Source organism: Luteimonas sp. A534 (genome assembly GCF_054072805.1).
In genome coordinates this window covers 39,590-54,158 of sequence record NZ_JBSVRR010000007.1, presented here as the reverse complement: position 1 = coordinate 54,158, position 14,569 = coordinate 39,590, and the positions used below count along the sequence as shown (strand labels likewise).

Annotated in this window: 14 protein-coding genes and 1 pseudogene; 6 read left to right on the top strand and 9 right to left on the bottom strand. The window is 70.5% G+C overall.

Going from position 1 to position 14,569, the window contains the following annotated elements; all coding sequences use genetic code 11:
* The first annotated feature begins 37 nt into the window (after nucleotides 1-37).
* Genes ACW5F0_RS13850 through ACW5F0_RS13835 form a run of 4 tightly spaced genes read left to right on the top strand, consistent with a single transcriptional unit; the run spans nucleotide 38 to nucleotide 3,061 of the window.
* On the top strand, nucleotides 38-775 hold the full coding sequence (locus ACW5F0_RS13850; protein ID WP_456965141.1) for a TerC family protein: 738 nt from the start codon (nucleotides 38-40) through the stop codon (nucleotides 773-775).
* Nucleotides 776-782: 7 nt separating this feature from the next.
* Nucleotides 783-1,697: a prolipoprotein diacylglyceryl transferase gene (gene lgt, locus ACW5F0_RS13845; protein WP_456965142.1), complete on the top strand. Its 915-nt coding sequence runs from the start codon at nucleotides 783-785 to the stop codon at nucleotides 1,695-1,697.
* A 54-nt stretch (nucleotides 1,698-1,751) separates the two neighbouring features.
* Nucleotides 1,752-2,546, top strand: coding sequence for a thymidylate synthase (locus ACW5F0_RS13840; protein WP_456965143.1), 795 nt, complete (start codon nucleotides 1,752-1,754; stop codon nucleotides 2,544-2,546).
* 38 nt (nucleotides 2,547-2,584) lie between these two features.
* Nucleotides 2,585-3,061 (top strand): dihydrofolate reductase, encoded by a 477-nt coding sequence (locus ACW5F0_RS13835; RefSeq protein WP_456965284.1) that lies wholly within the window; start codon nucleotides 2,585-2,587, stop codon nucleotides 3,059-3,061.
* A 72-nt stretch (nucleotides 3,062-3,133) separates the two neighbouring features.
* On the opposite strand, the pseudogene ACW5F0_RS13830 reads toward ACW5F0_RS13835, so the two are convergent.
* From ACW5F0_RS13830 to ACW5F0_RS13790, 9 genes and pseudogenes are all read right to left on the bottom strand, one after another.
* A pseudogene (locus ACW5F0_RS13830) lies at nucleotides 3,134-3,970 on the bottom strand (symmetrical bis(5'-nucleosyl)-tetraphosphatase); the annotation flags it as partial.
* A gap of 1 nt (nucleotide 3,971) precedes the next feature.
* Nucleotides 3,972-4,355, bottom strand: coding sequence for a Co2+/Mg2+ efflux protein ApaG (gene apaG / locus ACW5F0_RS13825; protein ID WP_456965144.1), 384 nt, complete (start codon nucleotides 4,353-4,355; stop codon nucleotides 3,972-3,974).
* 35 nt (nucleotides 4,356-4,390) lie between these two features.
* Nucleotides 4,391-5,200, bottom strand: coding sequence for a 16S rRNA (adenine(1518)-N(6)/adenine(1519)-N(6))-dimethyltransferase RsmA (rsmA, locus tag ACW5F0_RS13820; RefSeq protein ID WP_456965145.1), 810 nt, complete (start codon nucleotides 5,198-5,200; stop codon nucleotides 4,391-4,393).
* A complete protein-coding gene (pdxA, locus tag ACW5F0_RS13815; protein WP_456999950.1) occupies nucleotides 5,197-6,186 on the bottom strand; it encodes a 4-hydroxythreonine-4-phosphate dehydrogenase PdxA in 990 nt (329 codons plus the stop codon). The genes rsmA and pdxA overlap by 4 nt, the downstream gene beginning before the upstream one ends.
* Before the next feature lies 1 nt (nucleotide 6,187).
* Entirely contained in the window at nucleotides 6,188-7,477 is a 1,290-nt protein-coding gene (locus ACW5F0_RS13810; protein WP_456965147.1) for a peptidylprolyl isomerase, read from the bottom strand.
* On the bottom strand, nucleotides 7,474-9,885 hold the full coding sequence (gene lptD / locus ACW5F0_RS13805) for an LPS assembly protein LptD (protein WP_456965148.1): 2,412 nt from the start codon (nucleotides 9,883-9,885) through the stop codon (nucleotides 7,474-7,476). The genes ACW5F0_RS13810 and lptD overlap by 4 nt, the downstream gene beginning before the upstream one ends.
* Before the next feature lie 80 nt (nucleotides 9,886-9,965).
* On the bottom strand, nucleotides 9,966-10,889 hold the full coding sequence (locus ACW5F0_RS13800) for a histone deacetylase family protein (RefSeq protein ID WP_456999969.1): 924 nt from the start codon (nucleotides 10,887-10,889) through the stop codon (nucleotides 9,966-9,968).
* A 23-nt stretch (nucleotides 10,890-10,912) separates the two neighbouring features.
* Nucleotides 10,913-11,467 (bottom strand): cob(I)yrinic acid a,c-diamide adenosyltransferase, encoded by a 555-nt coding sequence (locus tag ACW5F0_RS13795; protein ID WP_456999949.1) that lies wholly within the window; start codon nucleotides 11,465-11,467, stop codon nucleotides 10,913-10,915.
* 5 nt (nucleotides 11,468-11,472) lie between these two features.
* Nucleotides 11,473-12,069, bottom strand: coding sequence for a hypothetical protein (locus ACW5F0_RS13790; protein WP_456999948.1), 597 nt, complete (start codon nucleotides 12,067-12,069; stop codon nucleotides 11,473-11,475).
* 80 nt (nucleotides 12,070-12,149) lie between these two features.
* On the opposite strand from ACW5F0_RS13790, the gene ubiH reads away from it, so the two are divergent.
* The gene (gene ubiH / locus ACW5F0_RS13785) at nucleotides 12,150-13,370 is read left to right on the top strand and encodes a 2-octaprenyl-6-methoxyphenyl hydroxylase (protein ID WP_456965151.1); all 1,221 of its coding nucleotides are present in this window, start codon (nucleotides 12,150-12,152) and stop codon (nucleotides 13,368-13,370) included.
* On the top strand, nucleotides 13,367-14,557 hold the full coding sequence (locus ACW5F0_RS13780; RefSeq protein ID WP_456965152.1) for an FAD-dependent oxidoreductase: 1,191 nt from the start codon (nucleotides 13,367-13,369) through the stop codon (nucleotides 14,555-14,557). The genes ubiH and ACW5F0_RS13780 overlap by 4 nt, the downstream gene beginning before the upstream one ends.
* Nucleotides 14,558-14,569: the final 12 nt, after the last annotated feature.

The window sequence follows — 14,569 nt, the reverse complement described above, 5'->3', positions numbered from 1 at the left end:
GCTGCACGGCAATCGATTCCCGAAGGACAAGCAAGCAATGATCGAACTCATAACCGACCCGCAGGTATGGATCCTGCTGGTCACGCTGGCCACGATCGAAATCGTGCTCGGCATCGACAACCTGGTGTTCATTTCGATCGCGGTCAGCCGGCTCCCCGCCGAGCGCCGCGAGTTCGCGCGCAAGTTCGGCATCGCCGTGGCTTGCATCACGCGCCTGGGCCTGCTGCTCACGCTGGCCTGGCTGGCCGGGTTGACCGCCGACCTGTTCGTGCTCTTCGGGCAGGGGATCTCGGTCCGTGACCTGGTGCTGGTCCTCGGCGGCCTGTTCCTGATCGTGAAGGGCGCGATGGAAATCCGCTCGCTGGTGACCGGCGAACACGAGGACATGGACGGCACCGGCAAGGCGGCTGCGTCATTCGGCATGGTGATCGCGCAGATCGCGGTGATCGACATCGTGTTCTCGCTCGACTCCGTGATCGCGGCCGTCGGCATGGCCGGCGACTACGTCCCGGTGATGGTCGCGGCGATCCTGATCGCGGTCGGCGTGATGCTGCTGGCGGCGCAGCCGCTGGGCAAGTTCATCGACAACAACCCGACGGTGAAGATGCTGGCCCTGGCCTTCATCGTGCTGATCGGCGCCTACCTCCTCACCGAGGGCTTCGACCTGCACATCCCGCGCGGCTACATCTACGGTTCGATGGCCTTCTCGGCCTTCGTCGAGGGCCTGAACCTCTGGGCCAAGCGCCGCGCGCTGGCCGGCGTGGCCCGCGAGTGACCGCGGCATGAGCCTGCTGCACCTGGTCGACCCGGTCGCGGTCCAGGCCCCGGCGTTTGAGCTGTTCGGACGGACCTTCGCGCCGGGAGTGCACTGGTATGGGCTCATGTATGCGCTGGCCTTCGTCAGCGCCTGGCTGCTGGGGCGGTCGCGGATCCGTGCCGGCCGGCTGCCTGGCGTCGACGACGCCGGCTTCGGCGACCTGATGTTCTACGGCATGCTCGGCGTCGTGCTGGGCGGTCGCATCGGCTACGTGCTGTTCTATTCCTTCGGCGATTTCCTGGCCAACCCGCTGATGCTGGTGCGGGTCTGGGAAGGCGGGATGAGCTTCCATGGCGGCCTGCTTGGCGTGCTGCTGGCGAGCTGGCTTTGGTCGCGTGCGCGCCGGCTGCACTTCTTCGACACGATGGATTTCGTGGCGCCGCTGGTGCCGCTCGGCCTGGGCTTCGGCCGCATCGGCAACTGGATCGGCGGCGAGCTCTGGGGCAAGCCCACCGACCTGCCTTGGGCCACGGTGTTCCGCAGCGCGCTGCCCTCGGACCTGGCGTACCTGGATGACGCCGCGCTGCGCGTGCTGCACCAGGCGGGGCAATTGGAGCCCTATGCGCGCCATCCTTCGCAGCTCTACCAGGCGTTCCTGGAGGGCGTGGCGATGTTCACCGTGCTGTGGTGGTTCTCGCGCAGGCCGCGGCCGCGCTATGCCGTCGCCGGCGTGTTCGCGCTGCTGTACGGCGCGTTCCGCTTCCTGGTCGAGTTCGTGCGGGAGCCCGACGCCCACATCGGCTATCTTGCGTTCGGCTGGCTGACGATGGGGCAGGTGCTGAGCACGCCGCTGCTGCTGATTGGCCTGTACTGGCTGTGGCTGGCGCGGCGGTCGCCGACCCTGCAGCCCGCGCCGCCGGCCGCCGCCGACAAGCCGTAGCCACGGCCGCAGCCGCGACCGGCAACGACCTGCCATCCCGACGGAGCCTGATGCATGCGGCAGTACCTCGATCTCCTTGGCCACGTGCTCGAGCACGGCACCGAAAAGGCCGACCGCACCGGCACCGGCACGCGCAGCGTTTTCGGCTGGCAGATGCGCTTCGACCTCAACGACGGCTTCCCGCTGGTCACCACCAAGAAGCTGCACCTGCGCTCGATCGTCCACGAGCTGCTGTGGTTCCTGAGGGGTGAAACCAGCACCGCGTACCTGCGCGACAACAAGGTCACGATCTGGGACGAATGGGCCGACGCCGACGGTGAGCTTGGACCGGTCTACGGCAAGCAGTGGCGGCGCTGGGCCGACGGCCGCGGCGGCGAGATCGACCAGATCCGCTGGGTGATCGACGAGATCCGCCGCAATCCGGACTCGCGCCGCCTGGTGGTGAGCGCCTGGAACGTCGCCGACCTGCCGGCCATGGCACTGCAGCCCTGCCATGCGCTGTTCCAGTTCTACGTGGTCGAGGGCCGGCTGAGCTGCCAGCTCTACCAGCGCAGCGGTGACATCTTCCTTGGCGTGCCCTTCAACATCGCAAGCTACGCCCTGCTCACGCACATGGTGGCGCAGGCCTGCGGACTGGGCGTGGGCGACTTCGTGCACACGCTGGGCGATGCCCACCTGTACTCGAACCACTACGCGCAGGCGCGCGAACAGCTCGCGCGCGAGCCGCGGCCGCTGCCGACGCTGGCGCTGAACCCGGCCATCGACGATGTCTTCGATTTCACCTACGACGACATCGCCATCGAAGGCTACGACCCGCTGCCGGCGATCAAGGCGCCGGTCGCGGTCTGAGCCGCATGGCCGGCCATGACAGCGCGCCGCTGGTCACGATGGTGGCGGCGGTCGACCGCAGGCTGGCCATCGGGCGTGACAACGACCTGCCCTGGCGCTTGCCCGACGATCTCGCGCGGTTCAAGGCGCTGACCCTGGGCAAGCCTGTGCTGATGGGACGCAGGACGGCCGAGTCGCTGGGCCGGGCGCTGCCGAAGCGGCGCAACCTGGTGCTCACGCGCAGCGGCCGGGTGCCGTTTCCCGGAATGGAGGCGGTGTCATCGCTGGACCAGGCCTGTGCGCTGGCGGCGGCTGCCGGCGAGCTGTGCGTGATCGGTGGTGCCGAGGTCTATGCGCTGGCGCTGCCGCGAGCCTCGGTGCTGCAGCTGACGCACGTCGACACCACCGTAGACGGCGCCGACGCGTTCTTCCCTGGCGTCCCGCGGGATGGCTGGCGCCGGGTTTCCAGCGAGCACCACCCGGCCGACGAGCGGCACGCCTTTGCCTTCGAGTTCGTGGAGTACCGCAGGCTCTGACGGGCGCGCCTGATGTCCGGGGTTCGACCTTGTTGCCTGCGTCGAAGCGATCACCGGGTCGCTGTCGCTTCAGGCTGGACCCTGGTCCGGCTGCGGGCGACCCGGAACCTGCACCACCTGCAGCTCCTCGGAGTCCAGGCGCAGCGCGGTGAGCTTGCCGCCCCAGACCGCGCCGGTGTCGATGGCATGCACGCCGTGGCCGATGAACAGCCCCAGCGACGACCAGTGCCCGCACACCAGTTTCAGGCCGCGCTCGACCCGTCCGGGAACCGCATACCAGGGATAAAGCCCCGGCTGCTGCGTGCCGGGCGCGCCTTTTTCCTCGAACGCGATGCGCCCGCGCGGGCTGCAGTAGCGCATGCGGGTGAAGATGTTGATGATCGCGCGCTGGCGGTCGGTGCCGCGCAGGCCGCTGGACCAGGCCGGGCGATCTCCGTACATGTTGCGCAGCAGCCCCTGGCGGTTGCTTCCCTGCAGCACGCGCTCCACTTCGCCGGCCATGGCCAGGGCGTCGTCGGCGGTCCACTTCGGCGCCAGGCCGGCGTGCACCATCATCCAGCCCAGGTTGCGGTCGGCGTGCACCAGCGGCTGCGTGCGCAGCCAGTCCAGCAGTTCGTCACGATCGGGCGCGAAGAGGACGCGCTGCAGGTCGGGATTGACCTTGCGCTGATCGGCTTCGCGGCGTTCGGCGATGGCCAGCAGCGACAGGTCATGGTTGCCGAGCACGCTGACCGCACTCCCGCGCAGGGAGTGGACCAGGCGCAGCGTCTCCAGGGATTCGCCGCCGCGGTTGACCAGGTCGCCGCAGAACCACAGGCGGTCGCGCGCGGGGTCGAAACCGATGCGCTCGAGCAGCCGCTCGGTAGGCCCCAGGCAGCCCTGGAGGTCGCCGATCGCCCAGACCGCCATATCAGTGCAGCGTACGCGGGACGGCGAGGGTGAACGGCGGGATCGGCGCGTCGAAATGCGTGCCGTCGTCACCGACCATGCCGTAGCTGCCTTCCATCGTGCCGACCGCGGTCTCGAGCACGGCGCCGGAGGTGTAGGTGAACTGGTCGCCGGGTTCGATGAGCGGCTGCTCGCCGACCACGCCTTCGCCACGCACTTCCTCGACGCGGCCGTTGCCGTCGGTGATCAGCCAGTGGCGGTCGAGCAGCTGCGCGGCGCGCCGGCCGAGGTTGCGGATCCGGATGGTGTAGGCGAAGACGTAGCGGTCGTCTTCGGGCGCGGATTCCTCGGGCAGGAAGCGCGTCGCGATCTGGATCTCCAGGGTGTAGTCGGGTGCTTCGTCCATGCGGTGAGTGTAAGCGTTCGGCGTGAAAACCGGGGCTACGGCGCAGGCACCGCGTTCGCCAGGCGGATGAAATCCACGACCTCCAACTGCTCCGCACGCTGTGACGGGTCGATGCCCGCGGCGCTGATCTCGTCTGCGCTGCACAGCGTCTGCAGCGCGTTGCGCAGCGTCTTGCGGCGCTGCCCGAAGGCGGCGCGCACGATGGCCGCGAAGCGCGCCGGATCGTCGATGCCGATCTCCGCCGGATCGCGCGGCACCAGGCGCACCACGGCGGAATCGACCCTGGGTGGCGGCCTGAATGCGCCCGGGCCCACGGTGAACAGCGCGGTGACGCGGCACCAGGCCTGGAGCATCACGCTGAGGCGTCCGTAGACCTTGCTGCCGGGGCCGGCCGCCATGCGGTCGACCACTTCCTTCTGCAGCATGAAGTGCATGTCGCGGACGGCCGCGGCGTGGTCCAGTGCGTGGAACAGGATCGGCGACGACAGGTTGTAGGGCAGGTTGCCGACCAGCCGCACCGGCGTGCCGGCGGCGAGCGCGGTGAAGTCGACATCAAGCACGTTGGCGTGGATGAGCTCGAGCTCGCCGTGCTCGCGGGCGCGCACCGTCAGCGGGGCCAGCAGGTCGCGGTCGAACTCGATCGCGGTCAGGGCGCCATGGCGCTTGAGCAGGGGGAAGGTCATCGCGCCCTGGCCGGGCCCGATCTCGACGACGCGGTCGCCGGGACGCGGGTCGAGCGCCAAGATGATGCGGTCGACCACGCCGCGCTCGTGCAGGAAGTGCTGGCCGAGCGACTTCTTGGCGGGCTCGCGGAAGCGGCCGTCGTGGCCGTCATGCTGGTTCATGGTGCAGTGTTCCCGGCCACACGTGCCGCGGCAAGGCGGGTGCAGGTGTCGATGGCGGCGAAGAGGCTCGATGGGTCGGCGCGCCCGCTGCCGGCCAGGTCGAACGCGGTGCCATGGTCGACCGCGACCCGCGGATACGGCAGGCCAAGGCTGATGTTGACCGCTTGTTCGAAGCCGGCGTGCTTGAGGACCGGCAGGCCCTGGTCGTGGTACATCGCCAGGATCGCGTCATGGCGCGTGAGCTTCGCCGGCAGGAAAGCGGTGTCCGCTGGTAGCGGACCTTCCAGTCGCAGGCCTTCGCCACGCAGCCGCTCGAGTACGGGGATGACGGTGTCGATTTCCTCGCGGCCGAGGTGGCCGTCCTCGCCCGCATGGGGATTGAGGCCCAGCACCGCGATTACGGGATCGACGATTCCGAAGTCCCTGCGCAGGGCGGCGTGCAGGATGCGCAGGGTGCGCTCGAGCAGGCCGGGCGTCAGTGCGTCCGGAACGTCGCGCAGCGGCATATGCACCGTGGCCAGCGCCATGCGCATGGCCGGGTTGGCGAGCATCATCACCACCTCGCAGCCGGCGTGCGCGGCGAGGAGGCCGGTGGTGCCGGTATAGGCGATGCCGCCCTCGTTGATCGCGGCCTTGTGCACGGGGCCTGTGACCATGCCGTGGCAGCGGCCGGCGAGACAGGCGTCAGCCGCGGCCAGGAGCGCGCCCACGGTCGACGCGGCGTTGGCGGGGGCGGGTTCACCCGGGGAGACGGCGACTGTGGCCGGCAGCTCGTGCAGGACGAACTCGCCGCCTGGCGTGGACATGCGGTCGGCGGCCGTGCGCTGCAGCGGCAGCCCGAGGCGTCCGGCTGCGAACAGCAGCGCCGCACCATCGGCAAAGAGTTCGAGTTCAGCGTCCCAGCTGCGCTGCAGCGCGCGGACGCACAACTCCGGCCCGACGCCGGCCGGTTCACCCGGGACCAGCGCGAGCCGTGGACGCTGCATGTCAGCTGTCGCCGACGGCCCCGGACGCAGGACGGATATCGATATAGGCCTCGCCGCGCATCTCGCGCAGGAAGCGGTTCCACTCGTCCTCGAGCTTGCGCTGGCCGATGGTCTCGCGGGCCTGGTTGCGGCGGTTCTCGGCGTTGACGTCGGCCTGGCGGGTGCCGGTCCGCTGGAGGATGTGCCAGCCTGCCTGGCTGCGGAACGGCGCCGATACCTCGCCTTCCTGCAGCGCCGCGACCTGCTCGCCGAACTGCGGTCCGAAGGCGTCGTGCACGAACCAGCCCAGGTCGCCACCGGCGGCCTTGGTGGCGCTGTCGTCGGAGGCCTCGCGGGCCACGGCGCCGAAGTCCGCTCCTTCGACCTGCGCGCGGAGGCTGTCGATGCGGGCCTTGGCGGCCGTGTCGTCGCCGCGCACGAGGATATGGCGCGCCTGGTACTGGGTGACCGTCTCCCCGCTGCCGCCGGCGGCGTCACGGACATCCACGAGCTGCAGCAGCTGGAAACCGCTGGGACCACGTGCCGGCCCGAAGACCTGGCCCGGCTGGAGGCCGCCGACGATCGCGGTGAACGCTGCCGGGATCTCGTCGGTGCTGCGCCAGCCGAGGTCGCCGCCTTCCAGCGCGTTGGGGCTGTCGGAATAGCGCACTGCCGCCGCCGCGAAGTCCATCTCGCCGCGCTCGAGCAGGGCGTTGATGCCGTCGATCTTTTCCTGCGCCATCGCGATCTGCTCGGGCGTGGCGCCGTTGGGCAGGGCGACGAGGATGTTGGCGAGGCGATACTGGGTGCCGCCGGCCTGGCTTTCCAGTGCGGCGTCGACTTCGGCGTCGCTGACCGTGATCGTGCTCTGCGCAAAGCGCTGGCGCAGGCGCTGGATGGCCAGTTCGTCGCGCAGCGAGCTGCGGAACTCGCCCAACGAGATGCCGTCCGACGCGAGCTGCTGGCGCAGCTGGTCGGGGGTCATGTTGTTCTGCTGGGCCACCGCGGCCACCGCGCCGTCGAGCTCTTCATCCGCGACGCGCACGCCGGTGGACTGCGCGCGCGCGGTCTGCAGCTGCACCAGGATCAGGCGTTCCAGCACCTGCCGGCGCAGGATCGCTTCGGGCGGGAGCTGGTCGCTGCGGCCGCCGTACTGCATCTTGATGTTCTGCACCGCGCGCTCGAGCTCGCTCTGCAGGATGACGTCCTCGTCGACCACGGCGGCGATGCCATCGATGGGCTGCACGTCCTGGGCAAGGGCGGGCGCGGAGAGCGCGGCGAGGAAAGCGAAGGAAAGGAAGAGCTTCTTCATGGGGAAACGTCGGCCGAGGGCGCGTCGCCATCGTCGTTGCGGACGTCAGGCGGAGGCACCAGGTACAGGTCCTCGCGGTGGTAGCCGAGAATAGCACGGCGCAGGCGGCTGGTCGTTTCAGGGCCGGCCGAGCCCAGGCCCTTGAATTCGATCTCCAGCTGGATCGCGTCGTTCATGTCGCCCTGGAAATTCCGCACGTAGCGGCGTGCCACCAGGCGCGCGGCCATGCAGCAGCTGTCCCACTGGATGCCGGCAATGCCTTCCAGGAGCTGGTTGTCCAGCAGCGAGTAGTAATAGCGCCCGACCAGGCTCCAGGACGGGCTGAGCGGGTACAGGAAGGAGAAGTCGACCTGCTCCAGCAGGTCCTCCTGGTTGTTGGCGTTGCGCCGGTAGCGGTAGGCCAGGTTGACCACGCCATCGTCGCCGATCAGGTATCGGGTGCGGACGCTGGCCAGGTCTTCCTGGCTGGTGGCGGGGTTCCAGTGGTAGGTGCCGCCGATGCTCCAGCGGTCGTTGATCTCGTAGCTGGCGTCGGCGATCCATGCCGACCTGCCTTCGGGGATCACCGGGGAACCGGGGCTGAGGCCGACGCGGGAGTCCTCGAAGTAATGGATCTGGCCGATGCTCGCCGACAGCTTCTCGCGGCCGGACTCGGCATTGACCAGGCGCGTGGTCAGCGCAAGCGTGATCTGGTTGGCATCGGCCTGTCGGTCGGCGCCGGTGAAGCGGTTGTCGCGGAACAGCTGGCCCCAGCTGTACGACATCGCCTGGGTGTCGAACAGCGGCAGCGCGGACTGGTCGCGGTAGGGCGTGTTCACGTAGAACAGCCGTGGCTCGAGCGTCTGCAGGTGGGACTCGCCGCGGAACAGGGTGGTGCGGTCGAAGTAGACGCCGGCATCCACCGTGCTGATTGGCAGGCTGCGCGAGGGCGACGTGTCCGGGGCGCCCGGGGTGAGCCTCGCGGCGAGTGCGTCCTCGAGCTCGTACCCGGTGTAGCGCCAGGCCAGGGTCGGGGTGATGAACCAGGCCGCGCCCTCGAGCGGCATCGACACCCAGGGCCTGAGGTCCAGGCGGCTGCCGCCGGGCTTTGCCCGGCTGTCCGCGTGCTCGAAGCGGGTCACGTCGATCGAGGCGCCGGCCACGAACAGGCCCGCGAAATCGTCTTCCCAGTTCGCGTACGCTCGCGGCAGGCGGTGATAGGGAAGGATGGCATCGCTCTGGGTGTAATCGCCCAGCTGCCAGTAGTCGGCCATGATCCCCGCGTCCCATGTGCGGGCGCGGCCATAGATGCCGATATCGCTCTTGATCGAGAAGTTCGTGCGGCCGTTGAGATTGCTGCTCGAGTCCTCGATGTAGCGCGGGTCGCTCGCCCAGGCCAGGTTGGTGCGCGCCTGCCAATGACGATTGATGTTCTGGTGGCCGTTGAAGCGGAACATGCCGCGGTCGTCCTTGCGGCGGTTCTCCGCGGGGATGGACTCATCGGCCAGCTCTTCCGCGCGACCATCGCGCGCGAGCCGGTCGGAGGGCAGCACCTCGATGTCGAAGACGCCGGCGCCGCCGTTGGTGCGGTAGCGGAACTCGGTGCCCAGCAGCAAGCCGCGCTTGGTCATCAGGCGCGGTTCCAGCGTCATGTCGTAGTGCGGCGCCAGGTTGATGTAGATCGGCTGGCGCCAGTCGAAACCGTTGCGGCTGGAATAGGAAATGCTCGGATAGAGCAGGCCCGTGCGTCGGCGGTTGTCGGTGGGGAAGGCGAAGATCGGCACGTACAGAACCGGGACCTTGCCCACGCGCAGGGTGGCGCCGCGGGCGATGCCCTCGCCCTTGTCGTTGTCGATGTCGATGCGTTCGGCGCGCAGCTCCCACCAGCGGTCGTCGCGTGCGCATGTGGAATAGGTCGAGCCGTAGAGCGCGCCCTGCGCACCCTTCATCTCGATGCGCTCGGCGCCGCCGTTGCCGCGGCGCTCGGTCAGCTGGTAGCTGACCTTGTCGACCCGGTGCGTGTCGGCTTCCTGGTCGCCTTCCAGGTGCTCGGCCACCAGGCGCATGCCGGAGTCCTGGTAGCGGACGCTGCCGGTGGCGACGTAGGTGGACGTATCACTGTTGTATTCGATGTTGTCGGCGCCGAGGAACTGGTCGCCGCGGCGCAGGGTCACGTTGCCGGAGTACTCGATGTTCTCGCCGTCGACGCCGGCGAGGTTGTCACCCGCGATGTCGGTGGGCTGGGAAGCGCGGTCGGCAGGGGTGCCCGTGGGCGGCTGGGCATCGGCAAACCCCGGCACCGATTCCACGATCGGGCACAGGCTCCAGTCCGGCTCGATGTCATCGTCGGCCATCGCGGCCGGATGGTGTGCCGCCAGAGCGCAGGCGATGCACAGCGGCAGCGGGAGCAGGCGGAGGGCTTGGCGCACGCAGGATTCCGATGGGGGAGAGGGCGGCGGACAGCTTGCCGCATCGCCCGGGCAGCGGCAATGCACGGACCGTGAACGCCTCAGCCCGTGGCGCCGGTACCCAGGGCGTGGACATGGGCGATGCTGCACTCGGCGAGCGCAGCAAGGTCGTAACCGCCCTCGAGCACCGAGACCATGCGGCCGCCGGCGTGGCGCGCAGCAATGGCGGCCAGTTCGCCCGTCAGCCAGGCGAAGTCGTCGGCCTCCAGTTCGACGTGGGCGACCGGGTCGGCGCGGTGGCCGTCGAAGCCGGCCGAGACCAGCAACAGCTGGGGCTCGAAGGCATCGATCGCCGGCAGCAGGCGTTCGCGCCAGGCCTCGCGGAAACGATGGCTGCCGCTGCCCGCCCGCAGTGCGGCGTTGTGGATGTTGCCTTGGCCGCGGTCACGGGGGTGGCCGGTGTCCGGGAACAGCGGCATCTCGTGGGCGCTGGCATAGAGCACGCGCGGCTCGTCGGCGAAGATCGCCTGGGTGCCGTTGCCGTGGTGGATGTCGAAATCGATGACCGCCACCCGCGAAAGGCCATGGCGGTCGAGTGCATGCGCCGCGCCCACGGCGACGTTGTTGAACAGGCAGAAGCCCATGGCATGCGCGGGCGTGGCGTGGTGGCCGGGCGGACGCACCGCGCAGAACGCGACCTCCGACTCGCCGGCCATGACCAGGTCCACCGCCGCGACCACGGCGCCGGCCGCGCGCAGCGCCGCTTCCGGGGAGCCGGGCGAAAGCACGGTGTCGGGATCGAGCTGCATCAGATGGTCCGGCTCGGCCTCGAGCACCGCGTGCAGTAGCAGGGGCTCGTGCACGCGCAGCAGCTGGCCGCGCGTGGCCCGCGGGGCTTCGCGCCAGTCGAGCCCGGGAACATGGTCGCGAAGCGCGGTCACGACGGCGCCAAGGCGTGCAGGGGCTTCGACGTGGCCGGGGCCGGTGTCATGCGCGAAGCACGCGGCGTGGGTGAAGACTGCCAGCCGCTTCGCGCCCATGCCCGTGCTCAGCTCCGGCGGCGCTCGTGCTGCCAGATGACTTCGCCGTGGCCGCCCTCGCGCGCCAGCACCCGGCAGAGCACGAACAGCAGGTCGGACAGGCGGTTGAGGTAGCGCACGGGCTGCGGGCGCACGTCTTCGGCGCGGGCCAGGGCCACCGCGCAGCGCTCGGCGCGACGGACCACGGTGCGCGCGATATGGCAGCGCGCCGCGGCTTCGCCGCCGCCGGGAAGGATGAACTCCTTCAGCGGCGGCAGGTCGGCGTTGTAATGGTCGAGGTGCTGCTCGAGCCGGGTGACGTCGTCGTCATCGATGGCGGCGTGGCCCGGGATGCAGAGCTCGCCGCCCAGGTCGAACAGCTGGTGCTGGATGGAGGTCAGCAGGCTGCGGATGGCGTCGGGCAGGTCGGCGGCGAGCACCAGGCCGATGGTTGAATTGGCTTCGTCGACGGTGCCGTAGGCCTCGACCCGCAGCGAGTCCTTGCCTGTGCGGCTGCCATCCCCCAGGCCGGTGCTGCCGTCATCGCCGGTGCGCGTGTAGATCTTCGAAAGGCGGTTGCCCATCGGGGTCAGCGCTTGCCGCGCTGCCGCGCGGGGCCGGCATTGCGGGCCACGGACTCGGACACCACCTGGGCCAGCGCGGCCGCGGCCACGAACATGGCGGTGGCGCCGAGATAGGGCGCGAACCAGTGGCCGTAGTTGGCGGCCCAGCCGGCAAACGTCGGCTCGGCGACCGCCGGCGACAGCCAGTAGAACCCGCCCTGCGCGAACAGGTGGCAGGCCGCCGTGGCAAGCACCAGCACCCCGGCCAGGCGGGCGAGCGCGCGGAAGTCCGCGCCATCGTGGCGGCTGCGCAGCCAGTGGCCGCCGGCCCACATCCCGGCGTGCGCGGGCACCAGCATCCAGTAGCCGGGCGAGACGCAGTAATGCGCGAAGAAGTTCAGCCCTTGGCCGCTGATCACGATGTAATCGATCACCACGGCCAGTGCCATCAGCGCCGGGAACGCCCAGCGCGCCCAGGCCCGCAGGTAGAAGCCGCCGATGAAGAACGCCGCCCAGGTCGCGTCCGGCACCGGGGTGAAGTGGGTGAAGACGTGGCTCCGCGTGGCCGCCATCAGCAGCACGAGCAGCGACAGGACGATGGCGCGTTGCAGGTTGGTGTTCATCTCGCGTGGAGCTCCGACGGCTGTGCTGGATTCGCGCCATTCTAGCGAACTGCGGGCCGCGGCGGCCGTATCATGCCCGGATGACGGCGACACACGACGTAGTGGTCATCGGCGGCGGCCTGGTCGGGGCCAGCCTGGCGATTGCCCTGGAAGACAGTGGACTGGACGTGGCCATGGTCGAGGCCGCACCGGCGGCGGCGATGCCGGCGGTGTTCGACGAGCGCAACCTGAGCTTTGCCGAGGCCACGATCAACGCGCTCACGGCCTTGGGCGTGATGCAGCGGCTGCGCGCACCCACCGGCGCCATCACCCGCATCCACGCCAGTCGGCAGGGCGACTTCGGGCGCGTTCTGCTGGAAGCGGCGGACTATGGCCGCGCAGCCTTCGGCCAAGTGGTGGTGGCGCGGGATTTCGGGGAAGCGCTGGAGTCACGCCTGGCCGGGGTAAGCGGCCTGGCGCGGCATCGTGCGACGCGCTTCAACGGCTTCGCACCGGACGAGGGTGCGTATCGCGTCCTGGAGCTGTCCGGCAAGGGACCGGCGCGGCTGTGCGCGCGCCTGGTCGTGGCCGCGGACGGCATGCACAGCGGCGTGCGCGATGCACTGGGCATCACGGCCACCCGCCACGATTACGGCCAGGTGCTCATGGTGGCCCGGCTGCGCGCGGCGCGACCGCCCGACGGCACGGCTTACGAGCGCCTGGGCGATGACGGTCCGACGGCGCTGCTGCCCCGAGGCGATCGCGCCTGGGGCCTGGTGCATGGCGTGGCCACGGCGGACGCGGATGCCGTGCAGGCGCTCGACGATGCCGGCTTCCTGGCGCGGGTCCAGGCGGCATTCGGCTGGCGCATCGGCCGGCTGATGTCGGTGGGCCCGCGCAGCGCCTACCCGGCGGTGGCGCTGCGTGCGGACGGCACCATCGCCTCCCGCGCGGTGCTGGTGGGCAACGCCGCGCAGAGCATCCACCCGGTGGGCGCGCAGGGTTTCAACCTCGGCCTGCGCGACGCGCTGACCCTGGCGGAGCTGCTGGCGGCCTGCGCGCGCGACGGCGGCGACCCGGGCGATCCCGCCCTGCTCGCGGCCTATGTCGCGCGGCGCAGCGAAGACCGCGCGCGCACGCTCGATTTCTCAGACGGACTGGCGCGGTTCACGGCCAATCCCGGCCAGGGTGCCTCGCTGCTCCGGAGCGCCGGACTGGTCGCGCTTGCCGCGCTGCCGGGGCTGCAGGCCGGCCTGGTCGGAGGGGCGATGGGTTACCGGGGCGACGTGCCGGATGCCTGCCGCCCGGAGGCCGTGCGATGAGTCGCGGGACTGTCGATGTCGTCGTTGCCGGCGGCGGCGTTGTCGGCGCGGCCGCGGCGCTGGCGCTGGCGCGGCTGGGCCTGTCGGTGACGATGGTGGAGGGCCGGGCGCCGCCCGTCTGGTCTGAAGCGAAGCCCGACCTGCGCGTGTTCGCCTTCGCCCACGACAACGCCCGGCTGTTCGACGACATCGGCGCCTGGGCGGGCGTGGCGGGTCGCGACGGCCGCGCGACCCGGCTCCAGCCCTATCGCAGGATGCGGGTCTGGGATGCGGCCGGCGGCGGCGAGCTGGCCTTCGATGCCGACCGCGTGGGGCGGCGCGAGCTCGGCTGGATCGTGGAGAACGCGCTGCTGGTCGACAGGCTCTGGGCCTGCCTGCCCGGCGCGGGCGTGGACGTGCGCTGCCCCGCCCGGGTGGACGCATTGGAACAGGACGAGCGCGGCGTGCGCCTGCGCCTGGATGACGGCAGCCGCGTGTCGGCGCGCATCGCGCTCGCCGCCGACGGCGCCGGGTCGACGCTGCGGCAGCTGGCCGGCATCGCTGTCGATGGCCATGGCTACGACCAGTCCGGCGTGGTCGGCTATGTGCGCACGGAGCTGGGGCACGAGGCCACGGCGTGGCAGCGCTTCCTGCCCGGCGGGCCGCTCGCCGTCCTGCCCTTCACCGACGGCAACAGCTCGATCGTGTGGACCTTGCCCACCGCGGAAGCGGACGCCGTGCTGGCGATGGACGACGCGACGTTTGGCGAAGCGCTGGCCCGTGCCTTCGACCGGCGGCTTGGCCGGGTCGAGCCCCGTTCGCCGCGCGCCGCCTTCCCCCTGCGCCTGCAGCTGGCGCAGCGGTATTCGTCGGGCCGGGTGCTGCTGCTGGGCGATGCCGCCCACGTGATGCATCCGCTGGCGGGGCAGGGGGTGAACGTCGGCCTGCGGGACGTCGCCGCGCTGCGCGAATCCATCATGGCTGCGCAGGCCCGCCGCCAGGCGTGGGATACGCCGCAACGGATCGCGCGCTGGGCGCGCGTGCGCCGGAGCGAGGCCACGCTGGCCGCGCGCACCTTCGATGGAATCAACCGCGCCTACACCAGCGATTCGCCTGCCGCGGTGCTGCTGCGCGGGCACGCGCTGGGGCTGGCCGGGCGGCTGCCGCCGTTGGCTGGGGCTCTGTGGCGGCACGCGGCGGGGATCTGACACCCGCCGGGC